Here is a 17,716-nt window from a genome sequence, read left to right as displayed (position 1 = left end):
GTGGACATGTGGGGTCGGCCCGTCTGTACAGGTACAAGATGAGTGCGACACGCGCCGAGCTATCTCCGGCCGATCGAACCGACTCCATCCTGCTCGACGTCATCAAGACCGTCGCGTCTGTCCGGAACCTCGACCCGCTGGACCTGCCGCCGTTGACGGACACCGTCAACCCGGACGCCCTGGAGTCGATCTTCCAGCCGCCAGGCCGCGAGACACCGAATCCGAACGGCTACGTCTCGTTCACGTACGCCGAGTGTGCAGTCGTCGTCTACGGCGACCGCAGCATCGCCGTCGAACCACTGACCGACCAGCAGGGGAACCGCAGGTGAACGCCCGATGTGCCTCGCCCTGTCGCCCGTCCCCGACCAGACCCACCCCTCCCACCAATCGATGACCCAGTATTCCGCGGATGAGATCGCAGAAGCGTCCCTCGAACACACCGTCACCGACGACGAGCCGACATTCGTCTGTGCGGTCTGTGGCAGCGAGATAGACCGACACGACTGGCACCCCGTCGCGACCCGGACCAATGGGTCCGTCGAGCTCTTCCTCTTCTGTGAGGATAGCTGTCGCGAGACCTGGGTCGATTCGGAGGAGGATCCCGCATGAGTGAGCACAAGAGCGAAAGCCAGCGTGAGCCGGAACGCGAGGGACGGTACGAGGACCCCGTCCACCCGCGGTACCGGTTCATGGAACTCGAGTTCGACAGCGGGGAGGCAGGCGTCATCCAGGACGTCCAGAACGAGGAGGCGTGGATCCAGTCCTCGGTCTTCGTGTTCCCCGAAGAGTAGCCAGTGAGCCAGCACAGCCATCCAACCAGCACCGCAGCCACACCACACCGACCGATGAGCCAGAGCCAGCGACCGACCGAATCCGACCGAACAGCGACCAGCCGAACCGACGCCGAACCGAACCGCTGTCACCGACGCTGCGAGGACGGGTCGATCTGCACGCAGATCGTCCCGATTCCCGGCGCGCCATGTTATCACCATAGTGGGCAGGAACCAGTCGACGTGGAGCCGAGCGCCCAGGCCTCGGACTGAACTCGCGTCTCTGATTATACCGATGTAGCCGACGCACGCACGACACGTTGTCCAGCGACAGCTCTCTTTCCGCCGTGTCGACCCACGATGAGGACGACAGTTGTTCATCGCACTTGCTCGCGGGCCACTTGCATTATTGCGCGCGCGAGCCAAGAACGGGGCTTCGCACCGACTTCGGTGCCACCCGTCGACAGTTCCCCGCAGGGCTGCGACTCTTCGCGAAGGTCCCGACTGTTGTACGCGGATAATAGCGAATAAAGCCGTCAGGCCTCCAATCTCGAAGGGACGAACGTGACCCAGAATCCCCGGCCAGGGGTTTGTCACGGTTTGCCACACGTATCAGTATAACCCCCCAATCGGGGCCAGACTGTATACACTTACGAAAAACCAATATAGATGAAGTACCCGTAACGTGTAGTATAGATGCGAGCGACGATCGCTGCACCGACCCCCGACGTGTACGACGAGGCCGCGCCGGTCACCGCCAGGGTGGTCGCCGAGGTCGCGAGGGTCCGAGGGGTCGCGCCCGACGAGCTGCCGGCACTGGACGATGCAATCGACCCGATGGTACTCTCGGTTCTCCGCGATACACTCGGAACCGACGAGTCACTCGATTCCACCGTCGCGTTCCCGTACGCGGACTGTTGTGTGACGGTGGAGCCGTGCGGTTCCGTGACGGTCGAAGCGCTCGATTCGGATTGATCTGTTCTCGGTGTTCCTGTATCGGTGTTCGTCTCCAGTCGGGTAGCCAGCGGCGTGAGAACTCGTAACCCCACTTGAAGACTGGCATGCTGAAGCTACCGCTCTACCGTCCACTGTGACGGAGTCCTACCCAGATGCGCACGAGCGAGTCAGGCACCACGGTCGAGACGACCCAGCAGGACACGGAGGCGGCGGTGTAGATGTACGCGGCCGGCCACATCGGACTCGCGCTGCTGGCCTTCGCACCGGTCGGCTGGCTGCTGTGCACGCGGGGACACCACCGGGTCGCGCTGGGTGGGCTCGTGCTCGCCGCCCTCTCGGCCACGCTCCCCGACCTCGACCTGTTCGTTCCCTTCCTCGCACACCGCGGCCCGACACACACCATCTGGTTCGTCGCCCTCTGTGGCCTCACTGCTGGCGTCCTCGGGACGGTTCTCCTCCAGTCTTCCAGAAGTCGTGACAGGTCCCTGTACCTGTCCGGTGGTTTCCCGGGGCTGGTCGTCGCCCTCTCGGTCTGCTCGCACCTCCTCGGCGACGTAATCACCCCGATGGGCCTGCGTGCCTTCGCGCCACTCACGAACTCGCACGCCACGCTGGCACTGGTGTACGCCCAGAATCCGACCGCGAATTCGGTCCTCCTGTTGCTGGGCAGTGTCTCGACCGGGGTCTGGCTGTACCGGGGAACGCGACTACCCCCGCGGGTCGTTCGACCTCCCAGTTCGACGGGAGCGCTCGAGGAAGCGAGTTCCTCCCCGGGCCATCGGCCAGACGTACGTGAGGATTGAACGCCAGAAGAGACGGTGGTGACCACGTCGCAGACATTATAGCCCGGGTCCCCGGCACCCCCAGTTCACCTCTGTAGCTGTTCCATCGCGTCCGGGTCGTGGCCCACGACGACGGTCGCGTCGAACCGCGTCGCGAGGTCGTCCAGCCGGGCACAGCTCGCCAGCCAGTCCTCCTTGTTCCAGAGCAGGGCGCCACCCATCGGGCGACGCTCGGTCCAGTTCTCTCTGACGTAGCCGATGTCGCCGGCCAGAATCACGGTCCCCTCCTCGCGGTGAATCGCAGTCGCGACCAAACCGGGCGAGTGCCCGGGGAGATGGAAGAGGTCCACGTCCGGGAACGGTGTCGACCGCGGGCCGGAGACCAGGTGCCAGTCGAGGTCGTGGTCGAAGTCGCCGGCGAGATAGGCCTCGTCGCCGTGGGCGGTCTTCGCGCTCACGTGTGCGAACTCGAACTCCTCGCGGTGGACGTAGATCGGGACGTCCGTCCCGGCGAAGTTGTACAGGCCGCCGGCGTGGTCGAGGTGCAGATGACTCATGACGACCGCATCGATGTCGTCGATGTCGTACCCGACCGCGTCGAGGTCGTCCGCGAGTCGACGGGTGTCCTCGTGGGTGAACGCGTCGTACAGCTCGGCGGGCCAGTGCCCGTCCCCCGCGTCCGGGTGCGAGCCGGTGTCCCAGAGGATGGTCGCGTCGGGGTGGTCGATGACGACGTTGTACACCGGACAGCGCCGACGGTCGTGCGTGGGGTCGGGCTCCGAGGCGGTCGCGACCGACGTGCCCTCGAAGAGGAACGACTCGTCGGCGACGATGTGCCCACGGGGAACCGGCGTGAGGTCGAGACTGGCCATGGGCGATAGTCGCACGCCAGCCGGGTAACGGTTGCTGGCGAGCCGGCCGCCCGGGGGCAGTTTCTCACCGGGATGGAAGTGCCTCCCACCTATTTCTGCCGGGAGGGCGAAGGGTCATCTGGAGCACCGACCATGTACGAGCACATCCTGGTTCCGACAGACGGTAGCCCCGGGTCCGAGAACGCGACGAAGCACGCACTCGAACTGGCCGAGCAGTTCGGCGCGACAGTGCACGCGCTCTACGTCGAGAGTCCGAATCAAGACTTCCACGAGCTGGACAGGCGACCGAATCCACCCTCGAGCGAGGAGGCACTCTCGAAGGTGACCGACCTCGCGGCGAAGACCAGCGTGACGGTGGAGACGGCCATCGAGGTAGGCACGCCCCACGAACGGATCCGCGACTACAGCGAGGAGCACGACATCGACCTCATCGTGCTCGGGACCCACGCCCGGACCGGCGTCGACCGGTACCTGCTCGGGAGCGTCACCGAGCGCGTCATCCGGTCGGTCGATACGCCCACGCTCGTCGTCCGCCTCGACAAGTCGGACTTCGTGGTCACGACCGCGGACCAGGCCATCGAACTCGCGGTCGACGCACTCCGCGAGGAGGGGTACGACGACGTCTCCGTCGAGGAGGACCCCTACCGCGAGGAGCCCCTCTGGGTCGTCCGTGCGGACGCCGACGGCGAGAGTCGGACGGTCTACGTCGACAACCGGAGCGGGAACACCCGGGTGCTCGGCAAGCGCGACCGATGACCACCTACCCGCTGAAATTTTAAGCCGCCGGCGCGGGTCTGGGTCCGCATGCGCGCGCTCGTCCTGGAGGAATACGGCGAACCACTCGTCCTCGAATCGCTCGACTCCCCGGAGCCTGCAGAGCATGGTGCGGTCGTCGAGGTCGAGGCCTGTGGCATCTGCCGGAGCGACTGGCACGCCTGGCAGGGCCACGGCGAGTGGGCCGACGACCAGGTACCACTCGGGCAGGTACTCGGCCACGAACCCGCAGGGACGGTCGTCGCGGTCGGCGACCAGGTGACCGAACTCGCGGTCGGCGACCGCGTCGCCGTCCCGTTCAACCTCGGCGACGGCACCTGCCCACAGTGTCGCAACGGCCACGGGAACGTCTGTGACGACGGCTACGCCCTCGGCTTCGAGGCCGATGCCCCGGGCGCGTTCGCCGAACAGGTCCACGTCCCCAACGCCGATTTCAACGCGGTTACACTCCCCGAGGGTGTCTCGGCCGAGGACGTCGCCGCGCTCGGGTGTCGTTACGTCACCGCCTTCCACGCGCTCTCGCACCGGGCCGCGGTCGGGGGTGGTGACTGGGTCGCCATCCACGGCTGCGGCGGGCTCGGCCTCGCAGGGGTGCAGATCGCGTCTGCGCTCGGGGCCAGCGTCGTCGCGGTCGACGTCCGCGAGGAACCGCTCTCGATGGCCCAGCGTCTGGGCGCCGACGCGATAGTGGATGCCAGTGCGACCGAGGACGTGCCGGGAGCTATCCAAGAGAGAACCGGCGGCGGCGCCGACGTATCTGTCGACGCCCTCGGGCGCGCAGAGACCTGCCGCAACAGCGTCGACTGCCTCGCGACGCGAGGCACCCACGTCCAGCTCGGCCTGACGACCGAGGCGGAGAAGGGCGAGGTCGCCTTGCCCATCGACGCGATGACGCGCTGGGACGTGGACTTCCTCGGCTCGCGGGGGATGCCGCCCTCGCGCTACGACGAACTGCTGACGATGATGGCGTCGGGCCGGCTCGACCCGGGTGCGCTGGTCACCAATCGCGTCTCACTGGCGGCGGTCTCCGACCGACTGGCTGCCATGAGCGATTACGAGACGAGTGGCATCGAAGTCGTGACCGAGTTCTGAATCATCTACGACTCCTGGGACGTAAACACATTTCACACAGTGTCGAATGTTTACACTGTGTAGACAGTTCGAACGACGTGCCGGCGATGGTTCCTGCTTGTGGACGCGTCATCGCCTTCTGGCGGACACCGATTCCAGTGGGACCGTCCGAGAACCGGGAGGGGCAACCTTTTCGCGCCGACCCCATTCAGTTAGCGACATGCACCCGGACAGGGGCCCCGCGTCTCCGGTGACGGTCCTCCTCGTGGGGTCGACAGCCTGGCGCTCACACGTCGGCCCGGTCGTCGAGCAGGTCGATGGACTGGACACCACACCCGTCTCCACGACGGCGGCTGCCCGTGACCGCCTCGGCGGAGACACCCCGCCGGACATCGTCGTCAGCGCCCAGCAGCTCGACGACGGGACCGGTCGCGACCTCGCCGAGACCACCCAGATGGGCGAGAATCCACGCCCGTTCGTCCTCGCCCCGGAGACTGCCGAGTCAGTTGAAGCAGCCGACTGTACCCCCGCGACGTGGGTCGTGCCCATGGACGAGACTGGGCCGGGAACCGTCGGCGAGGCCGGCCTCGCGACCGTCCTCGAACGAGAGCGTGACCACGCCCGCGAGCGCAGGCGGGGCGCACGATTCCAGGCCGTCGCCGACGACCCGGACCGGTTCGTGGCGGTCCTCGCGCGGGATGGTACCATCCAGTCGCTCAACGCGACGGCCGACGACGCCCTCGGCGGCGAGGGCGACCGCTACACCGGCAAGCGGTTCTGGGCGCTGCCCTGGCGCGACGGGCAACTCACGAAGCGGGAGGCCCAGCAAGCAGTGCAGGACGCCAGAGAGGGCGACCTCAGCCGCTTCGAGGCAGTGCTTTCGACAGCAACCGGCGAGCAGGAGAGACTCGAGTTCCGCGTCCGACCGACCGACGCCGGCGACCTGCTCGTCCAGGGCGACGTCCTCGCCGAGCGCGCGCAACTGGAGGCCGAACTCCAGGCCTCCGAGGAGCTCCACCGCGTCACGCTGAACAACATGACCGACACCGTTCTCGTGACGAACGACGCGGGCGAGTTCACCTACGTCTGCCCGAACGTCCACTTCATCTTCGGCTACACCGCCGAGGAGATCTACGACCTCGGCACCATCGACGCACTCCTCGGCGCGGACCTCTTCGACGAGCGCCGGCTGGAATCCGAGACGGTCATCACGAACATCGAGTGCACCGCACCCGACAAGGCCGGCGACGAGCACACCCTCCTCGTCAACGTCCGGAACGTCTCCATCCAGGAGGGTACACGGCTCTACAGCTGTCGCGACATCACCACGCGAAAGCAGCGCGAGCAGGCGCTCACCCAGCTCCACGAGACCAGCCGAGAACTGCTCTACGCCGAAACCACGACCGCGGTCGCCAACCAGGTCGCCCGCGACGCGACCACCGCGCTCACCAACGGCGGGGTCGCCCTCTACCGGCTCGACGACGCCGAGAACACGCTGTATCCCCTCGCCGCGTCCCAGCCAATCTGGGACCACCTCGGCTCGCTCCCCGACGTGACGCTGGACCAGCGCCACCCCATCAGCCGGGCCTACCTCGAGGGCACGACCACCCGACCCGCTGCAACCCCAGACCCGGCCGACTCCGATCGACGGGCGGGCGTCCTGGCGAACCTCACTGGCTACACGGTCGTCCCACTGGGCGAACACGGTGTGTTGCTCGTCGGGGCGGTCGAGGAGGCGGGCCTCGACGGGGTCGACGAGGAGGTCGGCGAGTTGCTCGCGGCGACGACGGAGGCTGCCTTCGACCGCCTTGCCCGGGAGGCGGCGCTTCGCGAGCGAGACGAGGCGCTCCAGGAGCAGAACGACCGCCTCTCGGAGGTGAACCAGGTCAACGAGATCATCCGCGACATCGACAGCGCGCTCGTGGCGGCCGAGACCCGCGAGGAGATCGAGCGCGCCGTCGTCGAGCAACTGACTGCAGAGGGACGGTTCGCGTTCGCGTGGATCGCCGAGTCGACCGCGCGGAACCGGCGGCTGCGACCCCGCGAATGGGCGGCGACGGGCGCCGGCTACCTCGACAGCGTCTCGCTCTCGGTCGATGGCGACGACACCGCCCCGGAGCCGGCCGCACAGGCGCTCCGCGATGGCGCCCTGACCGTCGTGCCCAACGTCGCCGACAGGCTCCACGAGGCGGCGTGGTGCAAGGAGGCCGTCTCGCGGAACTTCGACTCCGTGCTCTCGATTCCGCTGGTCTACGACGGCGTCTCCTTCGGGACGCTGACCGTCTACGACGACGAGCCGTACTCCTTCGGCGAGACGGTCCAGTCGGTGTTCGCCGAGTTCGGCACCACCATCGGCGCCGCCATCAATAGCATCCAGCGCAAGGAGGCCCTCCGCAGCGACTCCGTGTTCCGCCTCGAACACGAGATCCGCGACCCCGCGTCGGTCCTGTTGCGTCTCGCCGAGCGCTTCGACTGTATCCTCACGGTCGAGAGCGAGGTCTCTCGCTCGGACGAGACGACACTCGTGTTCGTGACCGTCGAGGGAGCCTCGCCACAGGCGGTGGTCGAGGAGGCGGCCTCCTACGTCGACGTGACCGCGGCCGAGTGCATCCGCGACGGGGAGGACGAGGGACTGGTGAGCTTCGCCGTCCGCGGCCAGTTCGTGACGGCGCTGCTCGCGAGCCACGGCGCGACCCGTCGACGGCTGGTGGCGACACCCCGGGCCGTCCAGCTCGTCGTCGACGTGCCGGACACGGCCACCATCCGCGCGGTCGACGAGATGCTCTCCCAGCGATTCGCCTCGGTCGACCTCGTCTCCCAGCGCAAGGAGCCACGCCCCATCGAGACCGACGACCGCGACGACGCGGGGCTCACCGACCGCCAGCGCGAGGTCGCACAGGTCGCGTACCACTGCGGGTTCTTCGACGCGGACCGCGACGTGACCGGCCGGGACGTGGCCGACCGCCTCGGCATCTCCCACACCGCCTTCTACGACCACATCAACCGCATCGAGCGCAAACTCTTCGCGGGCCTCGTCGACCGCGACCGACCCCAGCCGGCGGTTGAATAGTCAACCGTCTGTTTCGGTCGGGTGTGGACTATTCAACCTCGTTCGCTTTGTCCGTCCATCCGATAGCAATATTTGCAACTCAATGGTTCGCGACGCACCCGACATCGCAGAGACGACGACCGCCTACGAATGTTTCAGCTGTAGCGCCCGCGTCCGGGACGACTCCTCGCCCGTCGAGTGCCCGGAGTGTGGCGGGACCATGCGCAACTGCGGCACCCCCTTCGAATAATCCGCGCCCATGGCAATGCAGGTTACCGACGACGACCCAGTCGAGGAGCCCGCCCACGAGTCCGCACTCGAGACTGCCCGTCGACAGCTCCGCGAGGCTGCGACCCACGTCGACGTGGACCCGGGCGTCATCGAGCGACTCAGACACCCCACCCGCGTCGTGGAGGTCTCGGTCCCCCTGAAGCGCGACGACGGGACCGTCGAGGTGTTCACCGGGTATCGCGCCCAGCACGACGACGTCCGCGGCCCGTACAAGGGCGGCCTGCGCTACCATCCCGACGTGACGGCCGAGGAGTGCGTCGGGCTCTCGATGTGGATGACGTGGAAATGCGCCGTGATGGACCTCCCCTTCGGCGGCGCCAAGGGTGGCATCGTGGTCAACCCGAAGGACCTCTCCACCGAGGAGAAAGAGCGCCTGACCCGCCGGTTCGCCGAGGAGATCCGCGACGAGGTCGGCCCCAGTCAGGACATCCCCGCGCCCGACATGGGGACCGACGCGAAGACCATGGCGTGGTTCATGGACGCCTACTCGATGCAACAGGGCGAGACCATCCCCGGTGTCGTGACCGGGAAGCCCCCGATAATCGGCGGAAGCTACGGCCGCGAGGAAGCGCCGGGCCGGAGCGTGGCCATCATCGCCCGCGAGGCGATGCGCTACCACGACCTCGATATCTCGGACGCCACCGTCGCCGTCCAGGGCTTCGGGTCGGTCGGTGCCAACGCGGCCCGCCTGCTCGACGACTGGGGCGCGACCGTCGTGGCCGTCAGCGACGTGAACGGCGGCCTCTACGACACGACCGGGCTCGACACCCACGCGGTCCCCTCCCACAGCGAGGAGGCCGAGGGCGTGATGGCACAGGACGCCCCGAACACCATCACGAACGAGGCCCTCCTCGAACTCGACGTGGACGTGCTCATCCCGGCCGCCGTCGGGAACGTCATCACGAGGGACAACGCCGACCGCATCCAGGCCGACATCGTCGTCGAGGGCGCCAACGGCCCGACCACTTCGGGCGCAGATTCCATCCTCGACGAGCGCGGCGTCGCGGTGCTCCCGGACATCCTCGCGAACGCCGGCGGCGTGACCGTCTCGTACTTCGAGTGGCTGCAGGACATCAACCGGCGCCAGTGGTCCGAAGAGCGCGTCGCCAACGAACTCGAGTCCGAGATGCTCTCGGCCTGGGACGACGTCAGGGCCGAGGTCGAGGCCGCCGACGTGAGCTGGCGGGACGCCGCCTACATCGTCGCCCTCGAACGCATCGGGAAGGCCAAGGAAGCCCGCGGCCTCTGGCCCTGAGTCGGGGTCACTCCGCGAACGCCGGAAGGTCGTCCAGCAGGATGGTCGCGGTCCCGTCGACCAGCACCTCGCCGGCCGCGTTCTCGATTCGAGTGGCCAGCCGGTACCTGTCGTCCCCCAGCACCTCCAGGACCTCGCAGGTCGCCCGCGCCGTCTCGCCGATCCTCGCCGGCTGCTTGAACTCCAGCGACTCCGAGAGGTAGATCGACAGCCCGGGGAAACACGCGAGTGCGGCGCTGATGAGCCCAGAGACCAGCGTCCCGTGGACGATGCGGCCCCCGAACCGCGTCTCCGCGGCGAAGGCGTCGCTCAGGTGCAGGGCGTTGGTGTCCCCCGTCGCCTCCGCGAACTTCCGCACGTCAGCCTCGGTCAGTTCCTTCGTGAAGGTCGCACTGTCCCCGACCGCGAGGGTCCCCGGCTCCGTGATGTCGAGTTCGACCGTCCCCTTCGCGCGACCGTAGGGAACCCGCGGGACCGTCACGCCACTGGCGCGCGTCAGGTGCGGGAAGGGCTCGCTGACGAACGTCTCGGGGTCCTTCTCGAAGAGGTCGCGACAGTCGGCCGAGCAGAAGTAGTAGGTCCGGTCATCGAAGCGTGCTGTCTCGGCGTCCGCTTCCTCGACGTTCATCCCGCAGACTGGGTCGATGGGCATGGCAGTGGCCTCCAGATTCCTACCGTCCAGTACGGATTCCAGCCGTATCCCAGTTGCCTCGGAGTCCCCGAGCGCCGCCCCCGTACAGACACTTCGGCACCACCCTTTTCGGGCGCGAGTGAGACATCCAAGACGGCTTATGGCCAACTCCGAGCCCGTGCAGTGTCCGATGTGCGGCTGGACCGGCTCCCAGTCGGACCTGGAGCACAGCGACGACCAGACCGTCTGCCCCGTCTGTCAGGACCCGGCTGCCGGCTAGGGCAGGGTCCCCTCGCAGTCCCGTCGCCAGCGCGACGACGAGTCGGCACGATTTTTGCACCCGACGCAGTCACTCGGCGTATGCTCACGGGTTTCGCACACGAGACGGGGAACCACTGCGGCTCTACCTCCCTGCGCGACGTGTCCGACTTCAACGAGTGGGGGCTCTCCGAACCGCTGTGTTTCGGCATCGGCGCCGGCCTCGGGTTCAGCTACATCGAGCGCGAGGACTCGCCGACGCGGCAGTTCGTCGGCCGGTCCCCCTGGCTCGAGACGGGCTTCTACGACCACCTCGGCATCACCTTCGAGGAACGCGACGGCCAGCCCTTCGACGACGCCTGGACCGACATCCGGACACATCTCGATGCGGGCCGGCCGGTCCTATTGTTCGTCGACATCTACTACCTCGAGTACTTCGACTCGGACGTCCACTTCAGCCCGCACGTCGTCGTCGCCGTCGGCCACGAGGACGACACCGTGTTGCTCGCAGACAGCGAGTTCGACGACGTCCAGCGCCTGCCCCTCGACCAGCTCGCCGACTCGCTCGACTCCGACCACGGCTTCTTCGGGCCGATCCGGAACCACTGGCTCGCGCCGACCGGGGAGGAGCCGACCCGGCCCGTCGCCAACGCCATCCACGACGGCATCGCGCTGACCACGAAGACGATGCTCGAACCCGAGTCGTTCTCGTTCTCGGACGCGAGCACGAGCACGGGCACGCACGGCCTGGCCGGGATGCGTGCGTTCGGGCGCGACCTCCCCGACTGGCAGGCCCTGCCCGACGCGACCTGGTGCACCCGCTTCGCCTACCAGAACGTCGAGAAGCGTGGAACCGGTGGCGGCGCCTTCCGCGGCCTGTTCGCTCCCTTCCTCGACGAGGCAGCCGAGCGAACCGACCTCGTGACCGCGGAACTCGCGGCGGAGGCCCACGAGATCGCGTCGGACTGGTCCGACATCGGCCAGAGCCTCAAACGGGCGGGCCTCGCGGACGAGGAGGACGAGGCCAAGGCGGCCTACGAGGAGGCGGGCGAGCAGGTGCTCGCGGTCGCCGACCGCGAAGAGGAACTCTACCGGACCCTGCGGGACCGGCTCTGACTAGCTCGCCCGGTCGCCCTCGCCGGTGTCGAGGTCGAGGGCCGCGTACAGTTCGCGGACACGGTCGCGGACCACCGCGATGATGTCCTCCATCCCCGCCCCGCCCTCGTCGTGCTCGTCGTCCGGGTGGCCGTAGTAGTACGGTTTCGCCGGCTGGAGTTCGTCGATGAGCTTGATGTTGACCACCGCGCCCGCGAGCAGGGCCGCCGCGAGCAGCCAGGGCGGGAGCACGATGACCAGCAGGACAGTCAGGGGGCCGTACGCGAAGAACGAGAGCAGTTTGAACTCCGGGCGCTCGACCGGGATGTTCTGGGTGTAGGCGTACAGCCCGTACACGCCGACGACGAGGCCGACGTCGAGGTAGAGGCCGACGAAGACGTCGGTCGACCCCGACGCGACGACGTGGACGAACAGCGCCATCGCGCCGGTGAACGGGGTGACCCGGCTGACGTAGGTCTTCTCGATGAGGATGCCGGCAACCACCAGCAGCAACTGCAGGAGTGGCAACGCGAGCCATCGGGGCAGGTTCTCGGCGACGAACAGTGGGTCCATTGGGAGACGGTGGGTCGACCGGGGGGTCGTTGCCTCGTAGTCCACGGTACTAGACTATCAAGATTGTTGCCGTTTCGGCGATTCAGCCCGTCTCAGACCCGGTTCTGCGTGCCGTGGTGTTCGCGGACCCGGACTATCCTGGAGGGGAAGGGAGGTGCTGGTCTGGCGTGGCTGGTCCGGAGAGCCGGTAGGGGGCTCCCCGGTATCAGCCCCGACCGGTGTGGCAACCTGTACGTCAATGTACAGTCGACCACATTCGGATTCAGCACACCGCTGTCGTGCGGTTCTATCACATCAGGTAGCCTAGGTTTGACAAACGTCAACAGTATACTTTTTAACCTTCCGGTCGTTATAGGTCGGTAACATGAACAGGCGGCACCTGCTCGGCGCCATCGCCACCAGCGTGCCGCTCGTCAGTGGCTGCCTGACGACCGTCGAGGCACCACCGGCGAAGGACGTCGGGAGCTACCGGCGACTCCTCGACCGCGACAACTTCGTCGACGACCCCGAGCAGATGGACCGCACGGCCGAGCAGGTCCCCTTCGTCTCCCTCAAGGCCGCACCGTCGCCCCCCGAGACACTGGTCCCCTCGGCACGCGCGCTCGGCGAGGCGGAGACGACGGCCGGCACCAACTCCACGAACACCACGAACTCGACGGCCCCGTCACCCGCAGAGACCTCGACCCCAGAACCCGTTCCTCCCCGCGAGGCCGACGACGGCCGGCTCACCGTGACCGACGAGTACTGGCAGACACGTACCCACGTCAGCGAGTACGGCATCGACTCGGTCTCGGTCGACGTCTACCCCAACCAGCCCGCGATGAACAGCGAGGTCGCGAAGGTCTGGGTCGGGGCGTTCGTCTACCCGCGCAAGAAGTTCGTCGCCGAGGCCACGAGCGAAAGGTTCGTCCGCTCGGAGGGCGAGACGACCGTCTCCGTCGACATCAACCTCGACACCGCCCCCCGGAACGAACGCCTGCACTACGTGGCCGTCCTCCTCCCCGACGACGCCGACATCCGGACCGTCGCCGAGAGCCGCACCGAGTTCGTCATGGAGACCGACCCGTTCGTCATCTACCCGGACGACGACCGCATCCGTCGCGCCCCCCGGACCGAGAACCACCCGCAGGCGGCCAACGAACGGTTCTCGCGCTATCCCATCGAGGGCGCGTACCTGTTGACACTCACCGGGCGGACCGCCGGCCGGAGCTGGTCGGTGAGCTTCCTCGCGTTCAAGTCCGCCTTCGACCGCGCGAGTGCACGGCCCCGGGGGCGGTCCAGACACGAGTACGTCAAGTACGAACTCCTGCAGGGGGTCGCACCCGAACTCGCCAGCCTCCTCGTCACCGAGGCCGACAACCACGGTATCACCGACCCGTTCCAGCAGGTCGAGTTCGCCATCGACTTCGTCCAGGCGCTCCCCTACGTCTCCGACGACGTGAGCATGGGGTACGACGACTACACCAAGTTCGCCCTGGAGACGCTCGTCTCCCTCGAGGGCGACTGCGAGGACACGGCCATCCTCCTCGCGAGCATCCTCGAGGCCGACCCGTTCGGCTACGACGCCGTCCTCATCCAGCCGCCCGGCCACATGGCCGTCGGCCTCTGGTATCAGCACGGTGATGCCTACAAGTACCGCCTCGACGGGCGGGAGTACGCCTACATCGAGACGACGGGAACCGGCTGGGGCGTCGGCGACATCCCCGACCAGTACGCAGGCGAGCCGGTGAACTGGTACCAGGTGTAACCGCCCCGACAGCTGGGCAGGCACCACGGCCGCAGCCCCGTCTCCTGTAATCTATCGTATGAGACAGGTTTAACCGACACCACCGCCAGTCCAAAATATGGGAACATCGGGGTCTGGGGCGAGCGACGGGCTCACAACAACCCTCGAGTGGTTCGTATCGGACGACGCGAACACCCCTCGAACGGTCGAGGAGGTCGCAGCGTCGCTGGACTGTTCACCTGAGACGGCCAGAGAGCGGCTCGAATCCCTGGAGCGTCGCGGCGACCTCGATTCGAAGGTCGTCGGTGAGGAGACGCGCCTCTGGTGGCGGCCCCCGGACGACCAGGGCCGGACCTGGGACCGCCACCGGAAGATCCTCGAGACGATGCAGGACGGCGTCTACGCGGTCGACCCGGACGGCTACTTCACGATGGTCAACGACGCCTACGTCGAGTTGACCGGGTACAGCCGTTCGGAACTCCTCGGGTCGCACGCCTCGAAGGTGGTCGACGAGGAGACCATCGAGCGAGCGAACGACCGGGAGACGGACCTCCGGGCCGGGACGAAGGAGACGGCGATGATAACGGCCGACATCAACACCGCGAGCGGCGAGACCGTCCAGGCCGAGGCGACCTTCTCGCTCCTGTCGGACACGGACGGCGTCTACGAGCGCGTCGGCGTGGTCAGGGACGTGAGCGCCCGCATCGAACGCGAGCGCGAGCTCGAACAGTACGAACGCATCGTCGAGACGGTCGACGACGGCGTCTACGCGGTCGACGACGATGGTCGGTTCATCCTCGCCAACCGGGCCTTCTGTGAGATGACCGGCTGGGACCGCGACGAACTCCTGGGCCGACACGCCGCAGCAGTCTACGACGACGAGCTGACCCCCGAGGTCGAGGAACTCGAAGCGCAGATCCACCGGGGCGAACAGGAGACGGCGACGCTGGAGCTGGAACTCCACACGAGCGACGGCGACCGGGTCCCGGTCGAGAGTCGGTTCCAGGAGTTCCCGACGGGAGACGGTCAAGGCCGGTGTGGCATCGTCCGAGACATCACCAGACGGAAGCGAGAAGAGAACCAGCTGCGGACGCTGAATGAGACGGCGAAGGCCTTCCTGCGAGCGACGACGAAAGAGGAGGTCAGCGAGGTCATCGTCGAGGCGGCCGTCAACGTCCTCGACGTCCCCGGCGTCGGCGTCTACCGCTACGACGAGTGCAGCGACGAACTCTACCCCGGTATGGCGTCGATGGCGGAAGGACTCATGCGAGATTCGCTCCCCCGGATCCCGGCCGACGACAGCACCCTCACCGGCCACGTGTTCGAGGGCGGCGAGCCACGGCGGTTCGAGAACATCCTCGACGTCGAGTACAACGACGCGTCGACCGAGGAGACCGAGATGCGAGGCGGCGTGTTCGTCCCGATGGGCGACCACGGCGTCCTCATCTGTGGCTCCCGGGAGGTCGACGCCTTCGACGAGCACCTCCAGCACCTGATCGAACTCCTCGCCGCGAACGCCGAGGCCGCCTACGAGAGCGTCGAGCGGGAACGCGAGTTGCACGAGTACGAACGCATCGTCGAGACGGTCGACGACGGCGTCTACGTCCTCGACGAAGCGGCCCGCTTCCAGCGCGTGAACGACGCGATGGTGTCGATGACGCGGTTCGACCGGGCCGAACTGCTCGGCAGTCACGCCTCGCTCGTCTTCGGCGAGAAGTTCGACGACATCGACGCCGAAGCCCACGACCTGTTCGAGGACGACGGACAGGACGTGGCCGTATTCGAAGAGCGCCTCCACACAGCCGAGCAGGCGACGATCACCGTCGAGAGCCGGTTCAAGCAGTTCGATGTCGAGGGCGGCCGCGGCCGCGTCGGGGTCGTCCGCGACATCACCGACCGCAAGGAGTACGAGGAGGACCTCGAGACGCGGGCTCGACAGCAGGAGGCCGTCTCGCGGCTGGGTCGATACGCGCTCGAGCAGCCGGACCTCGACGACCTGTTCCAGATGGCGAGCGACCTCGTCACCGACGTCCTCGACGTGGACTACTGCAAGGTGCTCGACCTCGACGAGGACGCGGAGGAACTCCTGTTGCGACAGGGCGTCGGCTGGCGCGACGGCATCGTCGGCGAGGCGACCGTCTCGGCCGTCGAAGACGATTCACAGGCGTCGTACACCCTGCGCACGAGCGGCCCCGTCGTGGTCGAGGACATGGCGACAGAGACGCGGTTCTCGGGCCCGGACCTGCTCACCTCCCACGACGTCTCCAGCGGCATCAGCACCGTTATCGGTCCCTACGACGACCCGTGGGGCATCCTCGGGACCCACGATACGGAACAACGCTCGTACGGCGACGAGGACGTGACGTTCGTCCAGAGCGTCTCGGCGCTGCTCGCGACCGCCATCGAGCGCCATACCTACCGGCAGGAGCGCGAGGAGATGGTCGACGCCCTGGCGGAGTCGAACGAACGCCTCGAACACTTCGCGTACATCACCTCCCACGACCTCCAGGAACCGCTCCGGATGGTCTCGAACTACCTCCAGCTCGTCGAGTCGCGCTACGCCGACGACCTCGACGAGGACGGCCAGGAGTTCATCGAGTTCGCCGTCGACGGCGCGAACCGGATGCGCGACATGGTCGACGACCTGCTGGCGTACTCGCGCATCGACACCGAGGCGGAGTCGTTCGAGCCCACGGATACCGAGGCGGTCGTCGACCGGGCACTCCAGAACCTCGAGATGCAGATACAGGACGAGGACGCGACGGTGACCGTCGGCTCGTTACCCACCGTGCAGGCCGACGCGAACCAGCTCGAACAGGTGTTCCAGAACCTCGTCTCGAACGCACTGAAGTACCGACACGACGAACGGGACCCGGAGGTGACCATCGATGCCAGCCGCGAGGGGGACGAGTGGGTGTTCGCCGTCGAGGACAACGGCATCGGCATCGACCCCGACATGCACGACAGAATATTCGAGGTGTTCGAGCGACTCCACACGCACGACGAGTATTCGGGCACCGGAATCGGGCTGGCGCTGTGCCAGCGCATCATCGACCGGCACGATGGCCAGATCTGGGTCGAGTCCGACCGGGACGAGGGCTCGACGTTCAAGTTCACCATCCCGGCCGACGGAGATCTTCAATGAATCATCAAGACAGCGACCCGATCGACATCCTGCTCGTAGAAGACAACCCCGGCGACGTTCGCCTGACACAGGAGGCGTTCAAGGAGGGGAAGATCAACAACGAACTCCACGTCGTCAACGACGGCGAGGCGGCACTGGACTACCTTTACCAGCGTGGGGACTACGCCGACGCGGTGCCCCCAGAACTCGTCCTCCTCGACCTCAACCTCCCGCGGGTGGACGGACTGGAGGTCCTCGAAGAGGTCAAGTCGGACCCCACTCTCAGCCAGATACCCGTCGTCATCCTCACGAGCTCCGAAGCCGAGGAGGACATCGTCAAGAGCTACGAGAACCACACGAACGCATACCTGACCAAGCCGGTCAGTCCCGACGACTTCGTCGAACTGGTCAGGACGCTGGAGGAGTTCTGGTTCGAACTGGTGAAACTCCCACCGACAGACGACTGATATCCACTCACACGACACGCA

At 67.0% G+C, this 17,716-nt stretch carries 17 protein-coding genes; 14 read left to right on the top strand and 3 right to left on the bottom strand.

Annotated elements, in window-relative coordinates; translation table 11 throughout:
* The first annotated feature begins 38 nt into the window (after window positions 1–38).
* The 5 genes from NOV86_RS18280 (at window position 39) to NOV86_RS18260 (ending at window position 2,530) form a co-directional block, all read left to right on the top strand.
* On the top strand, window positions 39–329 hold the full coding sequence (locus tag NOV86_RS18280) for a HalOD1 output domain-containing protein (RefSeq protein WP_267643209.1): 291 nt from the start codon (window positions 39–41) through the stop codon (window positions 327–329).
* Between the two features lie 7 nt (window positions 330–336).
* The gene (locus tag NOV86_RS18275) at window positions 337–609 is read left to right on the top strand and encodes a DUF7576 family protein (RefSeq protein ID WP_267643208.1); all 273 of its coding nucleotides are present in this window, start codon (window positions 337–339) and stop codon (window positions 607–609) included.
* Window positions 606–791, top strand: coding sequence for a hypothetical protein (locus NOV86_RS18270; RefSeq protein ID WP_267643207.1), 186 nt, complete (start codon window positions 606–608; stop codon window positions 789–791). Before NOV86_RS18275 ends, NOV86_RS18270 begins: the two co-directional genes overlap by 4 nt.
* A gap of 675 nt (window positions 792–1,466) precedes the next feature.
* A complete protein-coding gene (locus NOV86_RS18265) occupies window positions 1,467–1,745 on the top strand; it encodes a HalOD1 output domain-containing protein (protein ID WP_267643206.1) in 279 nt (92 codons plus the stop codon).
* Window positions 1,746–1,945: 200 nt separating this feature from the next.
* Window positions 1,946–2,530: a metal-dependent hydrolase gene (locus tag NOV86_RS18260; RefSeq protein ID WP_267643205.1), complete on the top strand. Its 585-nt coding sequence runs from the start codon at window positions 1,946–1,948 to the stop codon at window positions 2,528–2,530.
* A gap of 65 nt (window positions 2,531–2,595) precedes the next feature.
* Here NOV86_RS18260 and NOV86_RS18255 read toward each other — a convergent pair whose 3' ends face one another.
* Entirely contained in the window at window positions 2,596–3,381 is a 786-nt protein-coding gene (locus NOV86_RS18255) for an N-acyl homoserine lactonase family protein (protein WP_267643204.1), read from the bottom strand.
* Between the two features lie 132 nt (window positions 3,382–3,513).
* On the opposite strand from NOV86_RS18255, the gene NOV86_RS18250 reads away from it, so the two are divergent.
* The 5 genes from NOV86_RS18250 (at window position 3,514) to gdhB (ending at window position 9,821) form a co-directional block, all read left to right on the top strand.
* The gene (locus tag NOV86_RS18250) at window positions 3,514–4,137 is read left to right on the top strand and encodes a universal stress protein (RefSeq protein ID WP_267643203.1); all 624 of its coding nucleotides are present in this window, start codon (window positions 3,514–3,516) and stop codon (window positions 4,135–4,137) included.
* Between the two features lie 48 nt (window positions 4,138–4,185).
* A complete protein-coding gene (locus NOV86_RS18245; RefSeq protein WP_267643202.1) occupies window positions 4,186–5,247 on the top strand; it encodes a zinc-dependent alcohol dehydrogenase family protein in 1,062 nt (353 codons plus the stop codon).
* Between the two features lie 199 nt (window positions 5,248–5,446).
* On the top strand, window positions 5,447–8,296 hold the full coding sequence (locus NOV86_RS18240) for a bacterio-opsin activator domain-containing protein (protein WP_267643201.1): 2,850 nt from the start codon (window positions 5,447–5,449) through the stop codon (window positions 8,294–8,296).
* A gap of 82 nt (window positions 8,297–8,378) precedes the next feature.
* Complete coding sequence (locus NOV86_RS18235; protein WP_267643200.1) at window positions 8,379–8,525, top strand: rubrerythrin-like domain-containing protein; 147 nt, start codon at window positions 8,379–8,381, stop codon at window positions 8,523–8,525.
* Window positions 8,526–8,534: 9 nt separating this feature from the next.
* Window positions 8,535–9,821, top strand: a complete 1,287-nt coding sequence (gene gdhB / locus NOV86_RS18230) for a glutamate dehydrogenase GdhB (protein WP_267643199.1) — start codon at window positions 8,535–8,537, stop codon at window positions 9,819–9,821.
* A gap of 7 nt (window positions 9,822–9,828) precedes the next feature.
* On the opposite strand, the gene NOV86_RS18225 is transcribed toward gdhB, so the two are convergent.
* The gene (locus tag NOV86_RS18225) at window positions 9,829–10,473 is read right to left on the bottom strand and encodes a MaoC/PaaZ C-terminal domain-containing protein (protein WP_267643198.1); all 645 of its coding nucleotides are present in this window, start codon (window positions 10,471–10,473) and stop codon (window positions 9,829–9,831) included.
* Window positions 10,474–10,812: 339 nt separating this feature from the next.
* Between NOV86_RS18225 and NOV86_RS18220 the strand changes: the two genes are divergently transcribed.
* Window positions 10,813–11,826 (top strand): BtrH N-terminal domain-containing protein, encoded by a 1,014-nt coding sequence (locus NOV86_RS18220; protein WP_267643197.1) that lies wholly within the window; start codon window positions 10,813–10,815, stop codon window positions 11,824–11,826.
* On the opposite strand, the gene NOV86_RS18215 is transcribed toward NOV86_RS18220, so the two are convergent.
* On the bottom strand, window positions 11,827–12,378 hold the full coding sequence (locus tag NOV86_RS18215; protein ID WP_267643196.1) for a hypothetical protein: 552 nt from the start codon (window positions 12,376–12,378) through the stop codon (window positions 11,827–11,829). It abuts the gene before it with no gap.
* A gap of 364 nt (window positions 12,379–12,742) precedes the next feature.
* Between NOV86_RS18215 and NOV86_RS18210 the strand changes: the two genes are divergently transcribed.
* From NOV86_RS18210 to NOV86_RS18200, 3 genes are all read left to right on the top strand, one after another.
* Window positions 12,743–14,125: a hypothetical protein gene (locus tag NOV86_RS18210; RefSeq protein ID WP_267643195.1), complete on the top strand. Its 1,383-nt coding sequence runs from the start codon at window positions 12,743–12,745 to the stop codon at window positions 14,123–14,125.
* A 97-nt stretch (window positions 14,126–14,222) separates the two neighbouring features.
* Window positions 14,223–17,249, top strand: coding sequence for a PAS domain S-box protein (locus NOV86_RS18205; RefSeq protein ID WP_267643194.1), 3,027 nt, complete (start codon window positions 14,223–14,225; stop codon window positions 17,247–17,249).
* Entirely contained in the window at window positions 17,246–17,695 is a 450-nt protein-coding gene (locus NOV86_RS18200) for a response regulator (RefSeq protein ID WP_267643193.1), read from the top strand. Before NOV86_RS18205 ends, NOV86_RS18200 begins: the two co-directional genes overlap by 4 nt.
* Window positions 17,696–17,716 lie beyond the last annotated feature (21 nt).

Origin of the sequence: Haloarchaeobius amylolyticus (genome assembly GCF_026616195.1) — an archaeon.
GTDB lineage: Archaea > Halobacteriota > Halobacteria > Halobacteriales > Natrialbaceae > Haloarchaeobius > Haloarchaeobius amylolyticus.
The sequence above is the reverse complement of the archived record's forward strand: the minus strand, read 5'-3'. Positions and strand labels throughout refer to the sequence as shown.

Bases quoted from the DNA above. Each gene is read 5' to 3' on its own strand.
- NOV86_RS18280 (WP_267643209.1), top strand. From the start codon at position 39: ATGAGTGCGACACGCGCCGAGCTATCTCCGGCCGATCGAACCGACTCC.
- NOV86_RS18275 (WP_267643208.1), top strand. From the start codon at position 337: ATGTGCCTCGCCCTGTCGCCCGTCCCCGACCAGACCCACCCCTCCCAC.
- NOV86_RS18270 (WP_267643207.1), top strand. From the start codon at position 606: ATGAGTGAGCACAAGAGCGAAAGCCAGCGTGAGCCGGAACGCGAGGGA.
- NOV86_RS18265 (WP_267643206.1), top strand. From the start codon at position 1,467: ATGCGAGCGACGATCGCTGCACCGACCCCCGACGTGTACGACGAGGCC.
- NOV86_RS18260 (WP_267643205.1), top strand. From the start codon at position 1,946: ATGTACGCGGCCGGCCACATCGGACTCGCGCTGCTGGCCTTCGCACCG.
- NOV86_RS18255 (WP_267643204.1), bottom strand. From the start codon at position 3,381: ATGGCCAGTCTCGACCTCACGCCGGTTCCCCGTGGGCACATCGTCGCC.
- NOV86_RS18250 (WP_267643203.1), top strand. From the start codon at position 3,514: ATGTACGAGCACATCCTGGTTCCGACAGACGGTAGCCCCGGGTCCGAG.
- NOV86_RS18245 (WP_267643202.1), top strand. From the start codon at position 4,186: ATGCGCGCGCTCGTCCTGGAGGAATACGGCGAACCACTCGTCCTCGAA.
- NOV86_RS18240 (WP_267643201.1), top strand. From the start codon at position 5,447: ATGCACCCGGACAGGGGCCCCGCGTCTCCGGTGACGGTCCTCCTCGTG.
- NOV86_RS18235 (WP_267643200.1), top strand. From the start codon at position 8,379: ATGGTTCGCGACGCACCCGACATCGCAGAGACGACGACCGCCTACGAA.
- gdhB (WP_267643199.1), top strand. From the start codon at position 8,535: ATGGCAATGCAGGTTACCGACGACGACCCAGTCGAGGAGCCCGCCCAC.
- NOV86_RS18225 (WP_267643198.1), bottom strand. From the start codon at position 10,473: ATGCCCATCGACCCAGTCTGCGGGATGAACGTCGAGGAAGCGGACGCC.
- NOV86_RS18220 (WP_267643197.1), top strand. From the start codon at position 10,813: ATGCTCACGGGTTTCGCACACGAGACGGGGAACCACTGCGGCTCTACC.
- NOV86_RS18215 (WP_267643196.1), bottom strand. From the start codon at position 12,378: ATGGACCCACTGTTCGTCGCCGAGAACCTGCCCCGATGGCTCGCGTTG.
- NOV86_RS18210 (WP_267643195.1), top strand. From the start codon at position 12,743: ATGAACAGGCGGCACCTGCTCGGCGCCATCGCCACCAGCGTGCCGCTC.
- NOV86_RS18205 (WP_267643194.1), top strand. From the start codon at position 14,223: ATGGGAACATCGGGGTCTGGGGCGAGCGACGGGCTCACAACAACCCTC.
- NOV86_RS18200 (WP_267643193.1), top strand. From the start codon at position 17,246: ATGAATCATCAAGACAGCGACCCGATCGACATCCTGCTCGTAGAAGAC.